Consider the following 14,017-nt stretch of genomic DNA (forward strand, 5'->3'; position numbering starts at 1 on the left):
TCATTGTCCTTCCTGTTGATGCGTGGCCCGGCTTCGTTCGACCAGCCGGAACAGCCGGTCGGGGGTTGCGGGCAGGGTCTGGATTTCGATGCCGAGCGGCGAAAGCGCGTCGGATATGGCGTTGGCGATAGCCGCTGGCGCACCAATCGTGCCGCCTTCGCCCATGCCGCGGAAGCCGCCGACATTGTTGGGCAGGTCCGCCTCGATATGGACGATGCCGATGTCGGGCACGTCGGTCGCGAGCGGCAGCAGATAGTCGGCGAGGCTGGCCGTCACCAACTGGCCGTCATCGTCATAATGGATTTCTTCGAGCAGCGCCGCGCCGATCCCCTGCGCGACGGCGCCATGGACCTGGCCGTCGACAATCATCGGGTTGATGATCCGTCCGCAATCCTCCGCGACGACATAGTCGGTGACGCGCACGCCATAGGTTTCGGGGTCCACCTCCACCACTGCGACATGGCAGGAGGAGCAGGCGGTGCCGAGATAGGGGTCGTAGGATTCGGAACCGGTCAAATCCTCCCGCTTGTCGTGTGGTATGCGGCCCATCTGCATGTAGACGGCGTTGGCCAGTTCCTTGAAGGTCATGGCCGCGTTGGACGAACGGGCGCGGATGATGCCGCCCGAAGCCTCCAGATTGTCCACCGGCACGTCCATCAGCAGGGACGCGGCGCGCAGCACCTTGGTCTTGACGACGCGCGCGGTCTTGGTCGCGACGCCGCCCGCGATCACCGCCGACCGGCTGGCATAGGTGCCGGTGCTCATCGGCACGAGCGAACTGTCGCCCTGCCTGATCTCGATATCCTCCAGCGCGCAGCCCAGTTCGTCGGCGATGATCTGCGCCAGCGTGGTTTCCAGGCCCTGCCCGTGGGAGGCGATGCCAAAGGCGGCGATCACGGAGCCAGTGGAATCGATGGTGATGGTGCCGGTTTCGGTGCCGGTGTTGATCGGCATGCCCGGCGCGACCGCGATGCGCGACCCGATGCCGGTCAGCTCCGCATAGCAGGAGAGGCCGATGCCGATCCAGCGGCCCTCGGTGCGCGCCTTCTTTTGCAGTTCGATCAGCGCGGGATAGTCGAGATGGGTGCAGGCGGACTCTAGACACTCCATGAAGGCCGACTTGTCCCAAATGATGCCCGAGCCCGTGCGGTAGGGAAATTCGTCGCCGTCGATCAGGTTGCGGCGGCGGATTTCGGCGGCGTCCATGCCGAGCTTGCGCGCGGCCATGTCGACCAGCCGCTCCATCGCGAAGGTGGAGGAGGGGCGGCCGACGCCGCGATAGGGGCCGGTCGGCGGCTTGGGCGTCAGCACGCCGCGTACCCGCCCGCGATAATGTTCGATGCGGTAAGGGCCGGGCAGGAAACTGACGACCTGCACCGGCTCCAGCCCGGCGGTCCAGGGATAAATGGAATAGGCGCCGATATCGCCGATGACCTCGGCGCGCAGGGCGAGGAAGCGGCCTTCCTCATCGACGGCCAGTTCGGCGTCGATCAACTCGTCGAATGCCTGGCTGGACGCGGTCAGTTCCTCCAGCCGGTCGCCGGTGAACTTGACCGGCCGTTCCAGCTTGCGGGCGAGCGCGCAGACCAGCATTTCCTCATGATAGAGAGAGCCCTTTCCGCCGAAGCTGCCGCCCACATCGGGCGCGATCACGCGCAGGCGGGCGCCGGGGAGCGAGAGGCTGTCAGCAAGAGCGTCCTTGACGATGCCGGGGATGTTGCTGCTGGTCCAGAGCGTCACCGCCATGCGCCGCCGGTCATAATCGGCGAGGTAGCAGCGATTTTCCATCGACGTCGCGGTCTTGCGCGTCATGCGGAACTGCGCGCCGACCTTGATGGGTGCGTTCGCGAACACGACGTCCACCTCGCCGCGCCCGAATTCGCGGGCGATGATGACGTTGGTGCCCGCTTCCTCATGGATCAGCGGGGCGCCGTCCTCTACCGCGTCCACCTGCCGGATGGCGAAGGGCAGGGGCTCATAATCGACCTCGATCAGCGCCAGCGCATCCTCTGCGGCGTAACGGCTTTCCGCCACCACCGCGAGCACGGGCTCCCCGACATAGCGCACCTTGTCGCGCGCGAGTGGCCAGTAGGGCGTGGCATAATAGCCCTTCATCCGGGAACTGGGGATGGCGGGTTTCACCTCGCCTTCCAGGTCGGCGGCTTCGAAGATGGCGATCAGGCCGGGCACGTCCATCGCGCCTTCGACCCGGATGTCGCGGATCAGGGCATGGGGCTGGTCGCTGCGCAATATGGCGACATGCGCCATATTGGGAAGCTTGATGTCATCCACATATTGGCCGTTCCCCGACAGAAGGCGGGGGTCCTCGGTGCGCTTGACGCGCTTGCCGACGAGGCCCGGCCGCATTTCGACGGAGAGATCGGCTGCGCTCATGCGTAATGCTCGGCTCCCTTGCGCAGCGTCTGCCACTGCGCGTCGTCATGGCCGTAGATCACTTTCGTTCCGCGTTCGCCGATGGCCTTGATCTCTGCGAGGGCGGCATTGGCTTTGTCCATGTCCCAGCTGTTCTTGGGCGCATAGCCTTCGACCAGATTGGCCGCGACCGCCGCCGCGTCGGACGCGAGCAGAAATTCGCCACTCTCTTCCAGCGCCACCAGCGCCGCGATCATGCCGGGCGTATGGCCGGCCACCGGCAGCAGGACGATGCGCCCGTCGCCGAACAGGTCGCGCTGCCCTTCGAACGTGTCGAAGCCGCGCTGCGCATGGTCCCATTCCTGCGGCAGATAGCCCATGGCGACGCCTTGGGTCTGGGCTGCGGCCAGTTCGTCGCGGTGGCAGATGATCGTCGCGCGCCTGAAATGCTCGTTGCAGCCGCAATGGTCGGGGTGGAAGTGCGAGCAGATGACGACATCGATATCGTCGGGAACCAGGCCGGTTTCGCCCAGATGATGGATCAGCGTGTCTTCGGGCCGGTAGATCGGGACCATGGCGCGGGCGACGCCGCCCCAGCGCGTTTCGGGATCGTTCGCCGCGTCGGGACTGCATCCGGTGTCGAACAGGACATTGCCCTGATCATGCTTCAGCAGCGTGCAGATGACGGGAAGTTCGACCGTCTCCTCGCGCGTGGCGCCGGGATAATAGACGCCCCGGCGCATGCGCAGCCGACCGCCGGGCAGGAAATGCATCTTCATAGCAGGGGACCTCTTTCTTTCGCCAGTTCGCGCACGGCGTTGACGATATGTTGGTAGCCGGTGCAGCGGCAGATATTGCCCGACAGCGCGTCGCGGATCTGTTCGTCTGTCTCCAGTGGATGATGGCGCAGCATGTCGGTGATGGTCATGATGAAACCCGGCGTACAGAAACCGCATTGCAGGCCGTGATGGTCGCGAAAGGCGGTCTGGACACGGCCCAGCTCCTCGCGACTGCCCTGGCCCTCCACCGTCTCGATCTCCTGCCCGTCGACCTGCACCGCCAGCGTCAGGCAGGACCGCGCGCTGCGGCCGTCGAGCAATATGGTGCAGGCGCCGCAGACGCCATGTTCGCAGCCCACGTGGGTGCCGGTCAGCCCCAGCTCATGCCGCAGGAAATCGCTCAACAGCATGCGCGGTTCGACCGACCGGGTGTAGGATGCGCCGTTGATAGTGACGCTGATGTCGACCTTGCCGTTCATGCCGCCTCCTCCGCACGCGTCCATGCCGCCCGGAACACGCGCGCGGCGAGCACGCCCGCCAGATGCCTGCGATAATCGGCCGATCCGTTGAGGTCGCTGTTGGGCTCGATCTCGGCGCGCAGCTTTTCGACGGCGTCCCCGATCACATCCTCGTCCACGCGCTGCCCCTCCAGCGCTGTCTCGACGCCGGGCAGGCGCGCGGCGGTGTCGCCCACGCCCATCACCGCGACGCGCACATGGTGGGCGCGTCCGTCGCGTCGTTCCATGGTCGCGACCACGGCGGCGAGCGCATAATCGCCATGGCGGCGGGCGAATTCCTCGAAACCCCAGCCGGTGCCGGGGGGTAGTTTGTCGAGGGCAATCCCCGTCACCATCTCGTCCCCCTCCAGCGCGGTAGTCAGCGAGGAGAGCAGGAAATCGCGCGCTGCAACGACCCGCTCGCCGCGCGGGGAGGCGATATGCACCCCGCCGTTCAGTAGCAGCGTCATCATCGGCATCTCGGCGGCCGGATCGGCGTGGCAGGCGCTGCCGCAGAAAGTGCCGCGATTGCGGACGGTGAGATGCGCGACATTCTCCATCACCGCATGCAGCACCGGCAGATGGCGGCCGATGACCGGATCGCTGGCGGTCATGCGATGGCGCACCAACGCGCCGACATGCAGCCGCTCGCCCCGTTCCTCGATCTGGTCGAGGCCGGGGATGCGGTTGATGTCGACCAGCAGGGACGGACGGACCATGCGGAAATTCATCATCGGCATCAGGCTCTGCCCGCCCGCGATCACCTTGCCCTCGCCACCTGACGAGGCGAGTGCTGCAACCGCCTCATCGACGGAGTGCGCGCGGACATAGTCAAAGACGACGGGCTTCATGTCATTCGTCCGTGAAGCGGGGCGGCCGCTTCTCTGCGAAGGCGGCTCGGCCTTCGCGATAGTCTGCGCTGGTGAGCGCACGGTAGGTCACGTCATGCGCCAGAGCCGCGTCGAACGGCCTGTCGGTCATGGCCGCCATGTTCAATATGGCTTTGGAGCCCGCGATTGAGAGCGGCGCGAGATGCGCGATACCCTCGAACCAGGCCGATCCCGTCGCCATCGGATCGTCGGACAGCTCGTCGGCGAAGCCGTTGGCGATAGCCCGGTCGGCATCGAAGGCATCGGCGGTGAAGAAGATGCGCTTCGCCTCGCTGACGCCGACCAGCGACACCAGCCGCGTCATGCCACGCGCGCTATAGACGATGGAAAGCTTCGCGGCGGGGATGGCAAAGCACGCGTCGGGCGACACGAAGCGGAAATCGCAGGCCATCGCCAGATTGCAGGCGCCGCCATAGCAATAGCCCCTGATTGCGGCGATGACCGGCACGCCAAGTGCTGCAATTGCGTCGCAGGCGGCATCCACGCTGGCTTCGTAATTGATGCCCTGTTCGGGCGTCCCGCGCGTTTCATCGAAGTCGGCTATGTCGGCGCCCGCCGAAAAGGATTTGCCGCTGCCGGTCAGGATGACGCCGCGCAGGCTGTGGTCGGCGGCGAGATCGCGGAAGATCGCCTCCAGCGACTGCCACATGACGAAGGAAATGGGATTGTGCCGCTCCGGCTTGTCGAGTCGGACGGTGACGATGCCGTCCGCGCGCTCGACGCGGATGCCGTCCGCCGGGGTCATGCCGCGTCCTTCACGAGCGTGGCGAGGAAGCCGCGCAGTTCCGCGGGCAGGGGCGTGGGACGGCGGCCGGCGCGGTCGACATAGACATGGACGAAATGACCCTCTGCCACGGCTTCCTGCTCGCCCGCCTTGAACAGGCCGATTTCATAGCGGACGCTCGATGATCCGAGCTTTGCCACGCGGACGCCCGCATCGATGGTTTCGGGAAAGCTGATCGGCGCGAAGTAGCGGCAGCCGGTTTCCACTACCAGGCCGATGACCGGACTCGACTGCGGGTCGAGCAAGCCCCGTTCGATCAGCATGGCGTTCACCGCCGTGTCGAAATAGCTGTAAAATTCGACATTGTTCACATGGCCGTAGACGTCATTGTCCTTCCAGCGCGTCGTAATGGAGAGCCACTGGGCATAGCTGTAGCGCTGGCCCCGGCTGGCTCGCTGATCCTCTTTGGTCGACATCGCTGCGCTTTCCCATTTTTCGCCGGAATCGACGCTCATGGCTCATTGCCATAGTGACTTGCATTAGTGGACTGTGCTACGGATCGTCAAGCGCCAACAGAAATCGCCGCGCAAATGCGGGCTGGACGAAGGATGTAAGAAATGAAGGTCAAAGCCGCTGTCCTGCGCCAAATGGGGGCCAGCCATCCTTATGCCGATTCGAAGCCGCTGGGATTGGAGACGCTGGAACTCGACGCGCCGGGTCCGGGCGAAGTGCTGGTGCGAATCGCGGCGGCGGGGCTGTGCCATTCGGATCTGTCGGTCATCAACGGCAGCCGGCCACGGCCCATGCCGATGGCGATCGGGCATGAGGCGGCGGGCGTCGTCGTGGCGATCGGCGACCATGTCGACGATCTCGCACCGGGCGATCATGTGGTGATGGTCTTTATGCCCAGCTGTGGCCATTGCCTGCCCTGTTCGGAGGGGCGGCCCGCCTTGTGCGAACCGGGTGCGGCGGCGAATGGCAAGGGCATGCTTCTGTCGGGTGAATGTCGCCTGCATGATGGCAGGGACGGGGCGCTGGTCCACCATCATCTTGGCTGTTCAGCCTTTGCCGATCATGCCGTGGTGTCGCGCCGGTCGCTGGTGAAAGTGGACAAGGAACTGCCGCTGGACATCGCCGCGCTGTTCGGGTGCGCGGTGCTGACGGGCGTGGGTGCGGTGGTCAATACGGCTAAGGTGCAGCCCGGCCAGTCGGTGGTCATCATCGGGCTGGGTGGAGTCGGGCTTGCGGCCCTGCTCGGAGCGATCGCGGCGGGCGCGGCGCAGGTGATCGCCGTCGATCTGTCCGAAGACAAGCTCAGCCTGGCGAAGGAACTGGGCGCGACTGCGACGTTCAACCCCGCCCATGTAGACGCGGTGGCGGAGGTGAATGCGCTCACCAACGGTGGCGCTGACTTCGCCTTCGAATTTGCTGGCGCCGTGCGCGCGCTGGAAAATGCCTATGCGATGACCCGGCGGGGCGGAACGACCGTCACTGCCGGGCTGCCGCCGCCGGACGCCGCGCTTGGCGTCAACGTCGTCGGGCTGGTCGCGGAGGAACGCACGCTCAAGGGCAGCTATATCGGCACCTGCGTGCCGTTGCGCGACATTCCGCGCTATATCGCCCTTTACAGGCAGGGCCGCCTGCCGGTTGACCGGCTATTGAGCGGCACCATCTCCCTCGACGACATCAACGACGGCTTCGATCGGCTGCACGACGGCAGCGTCGCGCGGCTGATCGTCCGCTTCGACCAGCAAGGAGCAGCAGCATGACCGCGCAGACCAGCTTGGGCAACCTCACGGATCCGAGTCTTTTCCGGCAGCAATGCCTGATCGGCGGCGAATGGGTGGACGCGGCCAGTGGTGCCGTCACCGCAGTCACCAACCCCGCGACCGGCGCGGTGATCGGCCATGTGCCCACCCTGTCGCGCGAGGAAGTGACAAGCGCGATCGACGCCGCTTATGCAGGGCAGGCCGCATGGCGTGCGAAGACGGGCAAGGAGCGCGCGGCGATCCTGCGGCGGCTCTACCAGTTGATGATGAAAAATCAGGATGACCTGGCGCTGATCCTGACCACCGAACAGGGCAAGCCGCTGGCCGAGGCGAAGGGCGAGATCGCCTATGCGGCAGGTTTCATCGAATGGTTCGGGGAAGAGGCGAAGCGCGTCTATGGCGAAACCATTCCCAACCATCTGCCCGGACGGCGGATCATCGTGCAGAAGGAGCCGATCGGCGTCTTCGCGGCGATCACGCCATGGAATTTCCCGAGCGCGATGATCACGCGCAAGGCCGGCCCGGGCTGGGCGGCAGGCTGCACCGGGGTCATTCGCCCGGCGAGCGAAACTCCCTTTTCGGCGCTAGCGCTGGGCGTGCTGGCGGAGCGCGCGGGCATGCCGGCGGGCGTGTGCAACGTCATTACCGGCCCATCGAGCGTGACGGGGCAGGAGTTGTGCGAAAATCCGAAAGTGCGCAAGCTGTCCTTCACCGGTTCGACCCGCGTGGGATCGCTGCTACTCGCCCAATGCGCGCCCACGGTCAAGAAGACCAGCATGGAACTGGGCGGCAACGCGCCCTTCATCGTGTTCGACGATGCCGATGTCGATGCGGCGGTCGCCGGCGCAATGGCATCCAAATATCGCAACAGCGGCCAGACCTGCGTTTGCGCCAACCGCTTCCTGGTGCAGAGCGGCATCTATGACCGGTTCGCCGCGAAGCTGGTGGAGGCGGTCAAAGGCCTGAAGCTCGGCCTCGGCACCGATGACGGCGTAACCCAGGGCCCGCTCATCAACGCCGCCGCCGTCGCCAAGGTGGAGGAGCATATTGCTGACTGCCTCGCAAAAGGCGCGCGCATCCTGACGGGCGGCAAGCGCCACGCACTGGGCGGCTCCTTCTTCGAGCCGACGGTGATGGTCGATGTGCCGGCACATGCGGCGGTGATGGCGGAGGAAACCTTCGGGCCGCTCGCCCCGCTGGTCCGTTTCGAGTCGGAGGCGGAGGCGATCGCGCTCGCCAACGATACCGAATTCGGCCTCGCCGCCTATTTCTACAGCCGTGATGTCGGCCGCATCTTCCGTGTGGCGGAGGGGATAGAGGCCGGCATCGTCGGCATTAACGAAGGCATCATCTCGACCGAGGTTGCACCCTTCGGCGGCGTCAAGGCATCGGGCCTGGGCCGCGAAGGCTCCAAATATGGCATCGAGGACTATCTGGAAATCAAATATCTCTGCCTTGGCGGCATAGACGGCTGAGGCAAGGGAGGATTTCAGCATGGACATGACGGGCGAACAGCGCATCCCGGCGGATCGCGATACGGTATGGAAGGCGCTGAACGACGCTGACATATTGCGGGCATGCATCCCTGGTTGCCAGGAACTGGTCAAGGAATCGGACACGGAAATGGCGGCCATCGCCGTGATCAAGGTCGGTCCGATTTCCGCACGCTTCCAGGGGCGGGTGACGTTGTCGGATCTCGATCCCCCCAACGGCTATCGCATCAGCGGCGAAGGGCAGGGCGGCGTCGCCGGCCATGCCAAGGGCGGGGCGGTCGTGCGGCTGACCAAGGATGGCGACGGGACCATCCTGCATTATGATGTCTCGGCGCAGGTCGGCGGCAGGCTGGCGCAGTTGGGCGGGCGGATGATCGACGCGACCGCCCGGTCGATGTCGGCCGCGTTCTTCAAGAAATTCGCGGAGGAAATCCTGGCCCGTCAGACCGGCCCCGCCGTCGCGGCGCCGGTGCCGACAGCGGCCGCTCCCGCCGCCGCGCCGCTAGCGGTGCGCGCGTCCGGCGCGCATGTTCCCGCGCCCGCGCCGGGCAGCTCTTTGCTCTGGGCGATCTGCGGGCTGTTGCTGGGCCTGCTGCTCATGGGACTGTTCGGCATGCCGCTTATGGGGCGCGGCATCGTCGATGACGCGAATGTCCATATCCTGTCCATCGTGGCCGTCGCTCTCGCGCTGCTTCAGGGCTATCTGCTCGGCCGCCAGGCACCGGCGCGGCTCTAGTCTTACTGCGTCACAAATGACTCGTTCATTCTGGCGCAGCATGGACATCGTGTCAGGCGTCGCGCCACTGCTGTGGTCAGCATTTTACGCAGCGTTGCGATCGAATTCGAGGTGTGGCGTTCGGGCCGTATCGGTATGTCCAAGGGATCGCGAACCACGGGGAACCGGAGTTTCTTCGCGGTTCCAGGTAAAGGCAAATCCTGAGGGGGGAATCGTCTCCCGTTCGGAGATCAGGAATCCGTAGGCTGCGATGCACAGGCTGGCATGATGGTGGAAGCCACGCCAGCCCCGCCCTTCGTAATGGCCAAGGCCCAATTCCTGCTTGAGGTCTCGATAATCTCGTTCGATCCGCCACCGCATTTTCGTCGCCGAAACGAGCTCATGTAGCGTGGTCGTTTCCGGCAATGTTGAGAGCCAATACTTGCTTGGCTCTTGATCGCCCTCAGGCCATTCGACAAGGAACCATTCTTCTGCTCGTGGCTGGGTAAGATTATAGTCTCTGGAGGCGACACGAAGGCGCACTGCAGCAAAACGGGATACCAGCTCGACATTGCTTCCTTCGCGCCATGCGATGGTCTTCCACGCGTTGGCCGGCAAATCTTTCGCCAATGCCTTGGCTGACAGCGGCTTGTGAGCTTTGCTTCGTTGCACCAGCTTGGGAGGACGGCCTTTGCCGCTCCATGTCTTTGGCGGCAGCGGCCCTTCGCCCGGACGCCAAAGACTGATAGTTGGCTGGACGCCAACCGAATATGTGAGACCCAGATCGGTCAGCCCCTGGCGAAACTGGCCATCCGCGCCATACCCTGCATCAGCAAGCACGATACTCACTGCGTCTGTGCCGCGAGCGCAGAGCGGACCTGATCCATCGCAATTTGGGGCTTGGTCTGAAACACCACCTCGTCTGGTATCTTGGCCTTTCGGCGGCGTTCTGCGTCATCGAGCCAGATCTCTGGAAGGTAAAGCCGCCAGGCGACCGGCAAACTCGCACCCTCATTGGCAATGGTGAGGCTGACCGCAACCTGGCAATTATCCTGCTTGCCGAGTTGACCACAATATTGACGGGCGACACCAACCGAATGTTGCCCCTTCTTCGGGAAACCCGTGTCATCGATGATCCAGGCAGTAATCGGCCCGCCCCGCTCGATCATCCGAGGTAAGACCCAATCCTGGACACGCCGCATAAGTGCTTCATCAGACCACGGTGCTTGCCCAACAAAATGCAGCAAAGACTGATGCTTGGCTGATACGCGTGCCGGTGCCGTCACTGCTGCCAGCGGTTCCACGCTCTTGCGTGCCACTGGCATCATCAGACCTGTGCAATAATCTCGAAGAGGCTCTGCACGATCCGTATGCCCGATAACTTCCGTCAGTGCTTCGACATATTGATCAAACGCGCCTACTGCATTCTCGTTGGTCGTTACCATACCGCTGATCCATCGCTAGGAATCAGCAGCCTATCACAACCCAATCACCAGCGAATCCCCCAGCTGACGATTTTTGTGACTCAGTAAGACTAGGTGATTGGTCTCAGCGCGCAGTAGCTTGGTAAGGGAAGCATAATGGGAGGATTTGACGGTCGCTTCCTTGATGATCCGTACCATGCGTTCGGCTTGGCCGTTGGTCCAAGGGTGGTAGGTTTTCGTGAACTGACCCTGTCGCGGAATTGCCTCCGGCCAGAAAGAGAGATCCGGCGCTTCATCGGCCGGGGCTAACCCCGGCCGATGAAGCAAATTCGACCAGCATCATGAACCCCAGGGATTTGTGAGCTCGGCTTTCGTTGAAGTCCCGTCCGCTACGCCTCGATCTTGGCCCTGGCATCGTCCAATGACAAGAACTGATGTGTGTTGCGGTACTCGTCGCGCAGGCGACCAGTACGGAAAGCGGTGGTCCTAGCGGGTATGACGCAGGCAAGAAGATCAAGGGGCGCAGTGTGCTGCAGCAAGCAGAAGGAGGTTCCATCATGAACTGACAACATGCTGAGAAGCTGCGTGAAAGATGAGGGTAGGCCCCTTGGGGTCGGCATTCAGGTGCGGGTTTCAAACCAGCCCAAGCTGCTGCGATAGAAGAGTCGTGGTGGTGAGCGTTGGGTCAAACGTCTCGGACATGATCCGGGGCAGGTAAGCATCCGGAAGATGAGCGTAAGCGAACCCTTCGATGACGCGTCGTGAAGATCATTTTGACACCGCTAAAACCGGGGGTGTGCGACCCCTCCGGGACAAGTCCGTCGGGAGCCTGATGACTGGGCGGACAGCGGTCGGCGTATAGGGGGCATGAGCTGGATGCAGGCTTTCATGTGGAACTGCAGGAACCAGCGTTCTGATGCCAAGGGAGAAGCACAAGCGGCACATCACCGTGAGGCGAGCGTACCGATGCAGGACGTTGGGGCGGACCGATCCGCATTAGCGATGAAGGTCCTGTAATGGGGCTGGAGCGAAGGGGTCGGATCAGGTGGTCATATCCGCAACACAACTGGAAAGCAGGATGACGGCGACGGATATGACAGACAAGCCGTTCAAGATCGAACGACGGCTGGTGTACGAAGCCTACAAAGCGGTCAAATCCGCTAAAGGCGGCGCTGGCGCGGATGGCCAGACGATCGAGGACTTCGAAGCCGATCTGGAGGGCAACCTCTACAAGATCTGGAACAGGATGAGCTCGGGAAGCTACTTTCCGCCGCCAGTACTCGCTGTCGCCATCCCCAAGAAAACGGGAGGCGAGCGCATTTTAGGGGTTCCTTCTGTCAGCGATCGAATCGCGCAGATGGTGGCGAAACAGTATATCGAACCGGGACTCGACGCCGTATTTCTGGACGATTCCTACGGGTACCGGCCGGGTAAGTCGGCTCTGGACGCGGTGGGAGTGACGCGCAAGCGTTGCTGGAAATATGACTGGGTTCTTGAGTTTGATATTAGAGGACTGTTCGACAACATCTCTCACGAGCTTTTGCTAAAGGCAGTAAAGAGGCATGTGTCGTGCAAGTGGGTACTATTATACATCGAAAGATGGCTGAAAGTGCCCATGATCAGGGATGGAAAATTGATCGAACGGGATCACGGTACTCCACAAGGGGGTGTAATTTCGCCGATTTTGTCGAATCTGTTCTTGCATTATACTTTTGACCTCTGGATGAAAAGGACACTCCCCGACCTCCCATGGTGTCGGTATGCAGATGACGGGTTGGTACACTGTCGGACCGAAGACGAAGCAGTAGCCGTAAAAGCAATGCTTCAGGAGCGGTTCGCAGAGTGTGAGCTTGAAATGCATCCCACCAAAACAAAGATCGTTTACTGCAGGGACTCCAATCGCCGGGGGCGATATCCGAATGTCTCATTTGACTTCCTTGGATATTGCTTTCGACCGCGCACCGTGAAAAGCAGCCACGGCAACGTGTTCTGCGGTTTCGCGCCAGCAATCAGCTCATCGGCGCTACAGGCAATGCGGGAAACGATCAGGGACTTGAACATACGGCGTCGAACAGACGTGACGATGGAAACTATTGCACACAAGCTCAATCCAATCCTTCGGGGCTGGACGGAGTACTACGGGCGATACACACCATCGGCCCTCACCCAGATCTACCGTTACGTCAATCAGACGCTGCGGGCTTGGGTGATGCGCAAATTCAAGCGCTTCAAAGGCCACAAGATCCGAGCGAGCCACTTCCTGGAACGGCTCGCTCGCACGAACACAGGTCTTTTTGTACATTGGCGCGGCGGCCTGAGCGACACGTTTGCCTGATGGGAGCCGTATGAAGTGAGAGCTTCACGTACGGATCTGAGAGCGCGGAGGGTGGGATCCCCTCCGCGACTCGCCAGCTCAGGCCCGCGATGCGCGCCTTCGGCGCCGTCTTGGCGGGGTGATACGTGCCGAACTGGCGCGCGTTGGCCGCATCCATCGGCCTCAGGCTCTTGCCGTTGCCGCCGCGGTCGAAGATCCGGTAGAGATAGGTCCGGCCGTTCACCGTCTTGCGGCGCAAGTCATAGGGCAAGCGCGCCAGCTCGCACTCGGCATCGCGCCACACCTCGTAGCGCTGGCGCAGATTGACCAGCTGCCGCGACTGTTCGGCGGTAAAGGCGCGGGCGATGGGCATGGGCGTCTATCCCAGGTAAAGCCGTCTATCGAATTATGTGGGATAAACTGAATATGTTTAAGTCAGATCTGAATTTTGTCCATTTCCATGGACGCAGGCAATCGCCCGAAGGAGGGTAAGGGAGAAAGGAGCATCGCACGCCAAAGAGGGTAGCGGTGTGACAAGAATCTCAGACTCAGTCATTCGCCGTTGGGTTTTCCTTGCCGCCTATCGATGGTAGCATCTCAGGAGGAAAGGATCCCCCTGTGGAACCAGAAAACGATCCGAGCAACACCACGCAAAATCACGCGCCCCTTGGCACTTCCAAGCCAAAAGCGTCTGCTTGGCTGTGGAGGCCATGGCTGGCAAAACTGTGGTGGGCAGGCATTGCCATCTACTGGGCGGGTAAGTGCGCGTCGTTCTATGTACCGTCGCTTGAAGGCTTCTACACCAGCGCGCTCGCCGGTTACCTGAACGTCCTGTTCTTTCCGATGACGGCGCTGCTCATTCTCGGAATCGGATTTGCGCAGGCCTGGTTCGCCGCGAGCGACTGGGAATTCGTTGAACCGACGCAGGAACAGATGTTCCCAAAGCGTTCAGTCGGAGGCCTTCGTGATCCACATTCTGATCCGCTCGATCCGCGCTCAGGCATGCTGCACTGGCGTCATTTCCATCCGGATCGTTAAG

12 protein-coding genes and 3 pseudogenes are annotated in these 14,017 nt (G+C 62.7%); 6 read left to right on the top strand and 9 right to left on the bottom strand.

All coding sequences use genetic code 11. From position 1 onward, the window contains the following. The 6 genes from SPHV1_RS09460 to SPHV1_RS09485 are packed head-to-tail and all read right to left on the bottom strand — an operon-like array spanning position 1 to position 5,778. Entirely contained in the window at positions 1–2,394 is a 2,394-nt protein-coding gene (locus SPHV1_RS09460; protein WP_054945788.1) for a xanthine dehydrogenase family protein molybdopterin-binding subunit, read from the bottom strand. Next, positions 2,391–3,152 (bottom strand): N-acyl homoserine lactonase family protein, encoded by a 762-nt coding sequence (locus tag SPHV1_RS09465; RefSeq protein ID WP_054945789.1) that lies wholly within the window; start codon positions 3,150–3,152, stop codon positions 2,391–2,393. Before SPHV1_RS09465 ends, SPHV1_RS09460 begins: the two co-directional genes overlap by 4 nt. After that, positions 3,149–3,631, bottom strand: coding sequence for a (2Fe-2S)-binding protein (locus SPHV1_RS09470; protein ID WP_054945790.1), 483 nt, complete (start codon positions 3,629–3,631; stop codon positions 3,149–3,151). The genes SPHV1_RS09465 and SPHV1_RS09470 overlap by 4 nt, the downstream gene beginning before the upstream one ends. Then, entirely contained in the window at positions 3,628–4,500 is an 873-nt protein-coding gene (locus SPHV1_RS09475) for a xanthine dehydrogenase family protein subunit M (RefSeq protein ID WP_054945791.1), read from the bottom strand. The genes SPHV1_RS09470 and SPHV1_RS09475 overlap by 4 nt, the downstream gene beginning before the upstream one ends. Before the next feature lies 1 nt (position 4,501). Next, the gene (locus SPHV1_RS09480; protein WP_054945792.1) at positions 4,502–5,284 is read right to left on the bottom strand and encodes an enoyl-CoA hydratase/isomerase family protein; all 783 of its coding nucleotides are present in this window, start codon (positions 5,282–5,284) and stop codon (positions 4,502–4,504) included. Further along, positions 5,281–5,778 (bottom strand): thioesterase family protein, encoded by a 498-nt coding sequence (locus tag SPHV1_RS09485; RefSeq protein WP_231634602.1) that lies wholly within the window; start codon positions 5,776–5,778, stop codon positions 5,281–5,283. The genes SPHV1_RS09480 and SPHV1_RS09485 overlap by 4 nt, the downstream gene beginning before the upstream one ends. 102 nt (positions 5,779–5,880) lie before the next feature. Between SPHV1_RS09485 and SPHV1_RS09490 the strand changes: the two genes are divergently transcribed. From SPHV1_RS09490 to SPHV1_RS09500, 3 genes are read left to right on the top strand one after another with little or no spacing between them, the layout of a single operon-like run. Further along, positions 5,881–7,032 carry a zinc-dependent alcohol dehydrogenase family protein gene (locus SPHV1_RS09490; protein WP_054945793.1) on the top strand — a complete coding sequence of 384 codons (1,152 nt, stop codon included), beginning with the start codon at positions 5,881–5,883 and terminating at the stop codon, positions 7,030–7,032. Beyond that, positions 7,029–8,507 carry an NAD-dependent succinate-semialdehyde dehydrogenase gene (locus tag SPHV1_RS09495; RefSeq protein ID WP_054945794.1) on the top strand — a complete coding sequence of 493 codons (1,479 nt, stop codon included), beginning with the start codon at positions 7,029–7,031 and terminating at the stop codon, positions 8,505–8,507. Before SPHV1_RS09490 ends, SPHV1_RS09495 begins: the two co-directional genes overlap by 4 nt. 19 nt (positions 8,508–8,526) lie before the next feature. Continuing rightward, positions 8,527–9,261, top strand: coding sequence for a carbon monoxide dehydrogenase subunit G (locus tag SPHV1_RS09500; RefSeq protein WP_054945795.1), 735 nt, complete (start codon positions 8,527–8,529; stop codon positions 9,259–9,261). Between the two features lie 84 nt (positions 9,262–9,345). Here SPHV1_RS09500 and SPHV1_RS25735 read toward each other — a convergent pair. After that, a pseudogene (locus SPHV1_RS25735) lies at positions 9,346–10,685 on the bottom strand (IS701 family transposase). 87 nt (positions 10,686–10,772) lie between these two features. Continuing rightward, positions 10,773–10,910: pseudogene (locus tag SPHV1_RS25740) on the bottom strand (IS481 family transposase); the annotation flags it as partial. A gap of 197 nt (positions 10,911–11,107) precedes the next feature. Between SPHV1_RS25740 and SPHV1_RS26140 the strand changes: the two are divergent. Then, positions 11,108–11,188: pseudogene (locus tag SPHV1_RS26140) on the top strand (IS5/IS1182 family transposase); the annotation flags it as partial. A 554-nt stretch (positions 11,189–11,742) separates the two neighbouring features. Next, entirely contained in the window at positions 11,743–12,999 is a 1,257-nt protein-coding gene (gene ltrA, locus SPHV1_RS09515; protein WP_054945797.1) for a group II intron reverse transcriptase/maturase, read from the top strand. Here the strand turns inward: ltrA and SPHV1_RS24955 are convergent. Continuing rightward, positions 12,893–13,351 carry a hypothetical protein gene (locus tag SPHV1_RS24955; RefSeq protein WP_156367308.1) on the bottom strand — a complete coding sequence of 153 codons (459 nt, stop codon included), beginning with the start codon at positions 13,349–13,351 and terminating at the stop codon, positions 12,893–12,895. The two genes, ltrA and SPHV1_RS24955, sit on opposite strands and share 107 nt — an antisense overlap. A 245-nt stretch (positions 13,352–13,596) precedes the next feature. On the opposite strand from SPHV1_RS24955, the gene SPHV1_RS09520 reads away from it, so the two are divergent. Then, positions 13,597–14,016, top strand: a complete 420-nt coding sequence (locus SPHV1_RS09520; RefSeq protein WP_054945798.1) for a hypothetical protein — start codon at positions 13,597–13,599, stop codon at positions 14,014–14,016. Position 14,017: the final 1 nt, after the last annotated feature.

The organism is Novosphingobium sp. KN65.2 (assembly GCF_001368935.1).
Lineage (GTDB): Bacteria > Pseudomonadota > Alphaproteobacteria > Sphingomonadales > Sphingomonadaceae > Novosphingobium > Novosphingobium mathurense.

Excerpts from the sequence above, each read along its gene's own strand:
- SPHV1_RS09485 (WP_231634602.1), bottom strand. The coding sequence starts at position 5,778 with ATGAGCGTCGATTCCGGCGAAAAATGGGAAAGCGCAGCGATGTCGACC.
- SPHV1_RS24955 (WP_156367308.1), bottom strand. The coding sequence starts at position 13,351 with ATGCCCATCGCCCGCGCCTTTACCGCCGAACAGTCGCGGCAGCTGGTC.
- SPHV1_RS09495 (WP_054945794.1), top strand. The coding sequence starts at position 7,029 with ATGACCGCGCAGACCAGCTTGGGCAACCTCACGGATCCGAGTCTTTTC.
- SPHV1_RS09475 (WP_054945791.1), bottom strand. The coding sequence starts at position 4,500 with ATGAAGCCCGTCGTCTTTGACTATGTCCGCGCGCACTCCGTCGATGAG.
- SPHV1_RS09470 (WP_054945790.1), bottom strand. The coding sequence starts at position 3,631 with ATGAACGGCAAGGTCGACATCAGCGTCACTATCAACGGCGCATCCTAC.
- SPHV1_RS09490 (WP_054945793.1), top strand. The coding sequence starts at position 5,881 with ATGAAGGTCAAAGCCGCTGTCCTGCGCCAAATGGGGGCCAGCCATCCT.
- ltrA (WP_054945797.1), top strand. The coding sequence starts at position 11,743 with ATGACGGCGACGGATATGACAGACAAGCCGTTCAAGATCGAACGACGG.
- SPHV1_RS09460 (WP_054945788.1), bottom strand. The coding sequence starts at position 2,394 with ATGAGCGCAGCCGATCTCTCCGTCGAAATGCGGCCGGGCCTCGTCGGC.
- SPHV1_RS09500 (WP_054945795.1), top strand. The coding sequence starts at position 8,527 with ATGGACATGACGGGCGAACAGCGCATCCCGGCGGATCGCGATACGGTA.
- SPHV1_RS09465 (WP_054945789.1), bottom strand. The coding sequence starts at position 3,152 with ATGAAGATGCATTTCCTGCCCGGCGGTCGGCTGCGCATGCGCCGGGGC.
- SPHV1_RS09480 (WP_054945792.1), bottom strand. The coding sequence starts at position 5,284 with ATGACCCCGGCGGACGGCATCCGCGTCGAGCGCGCGGACGGCATCGTC.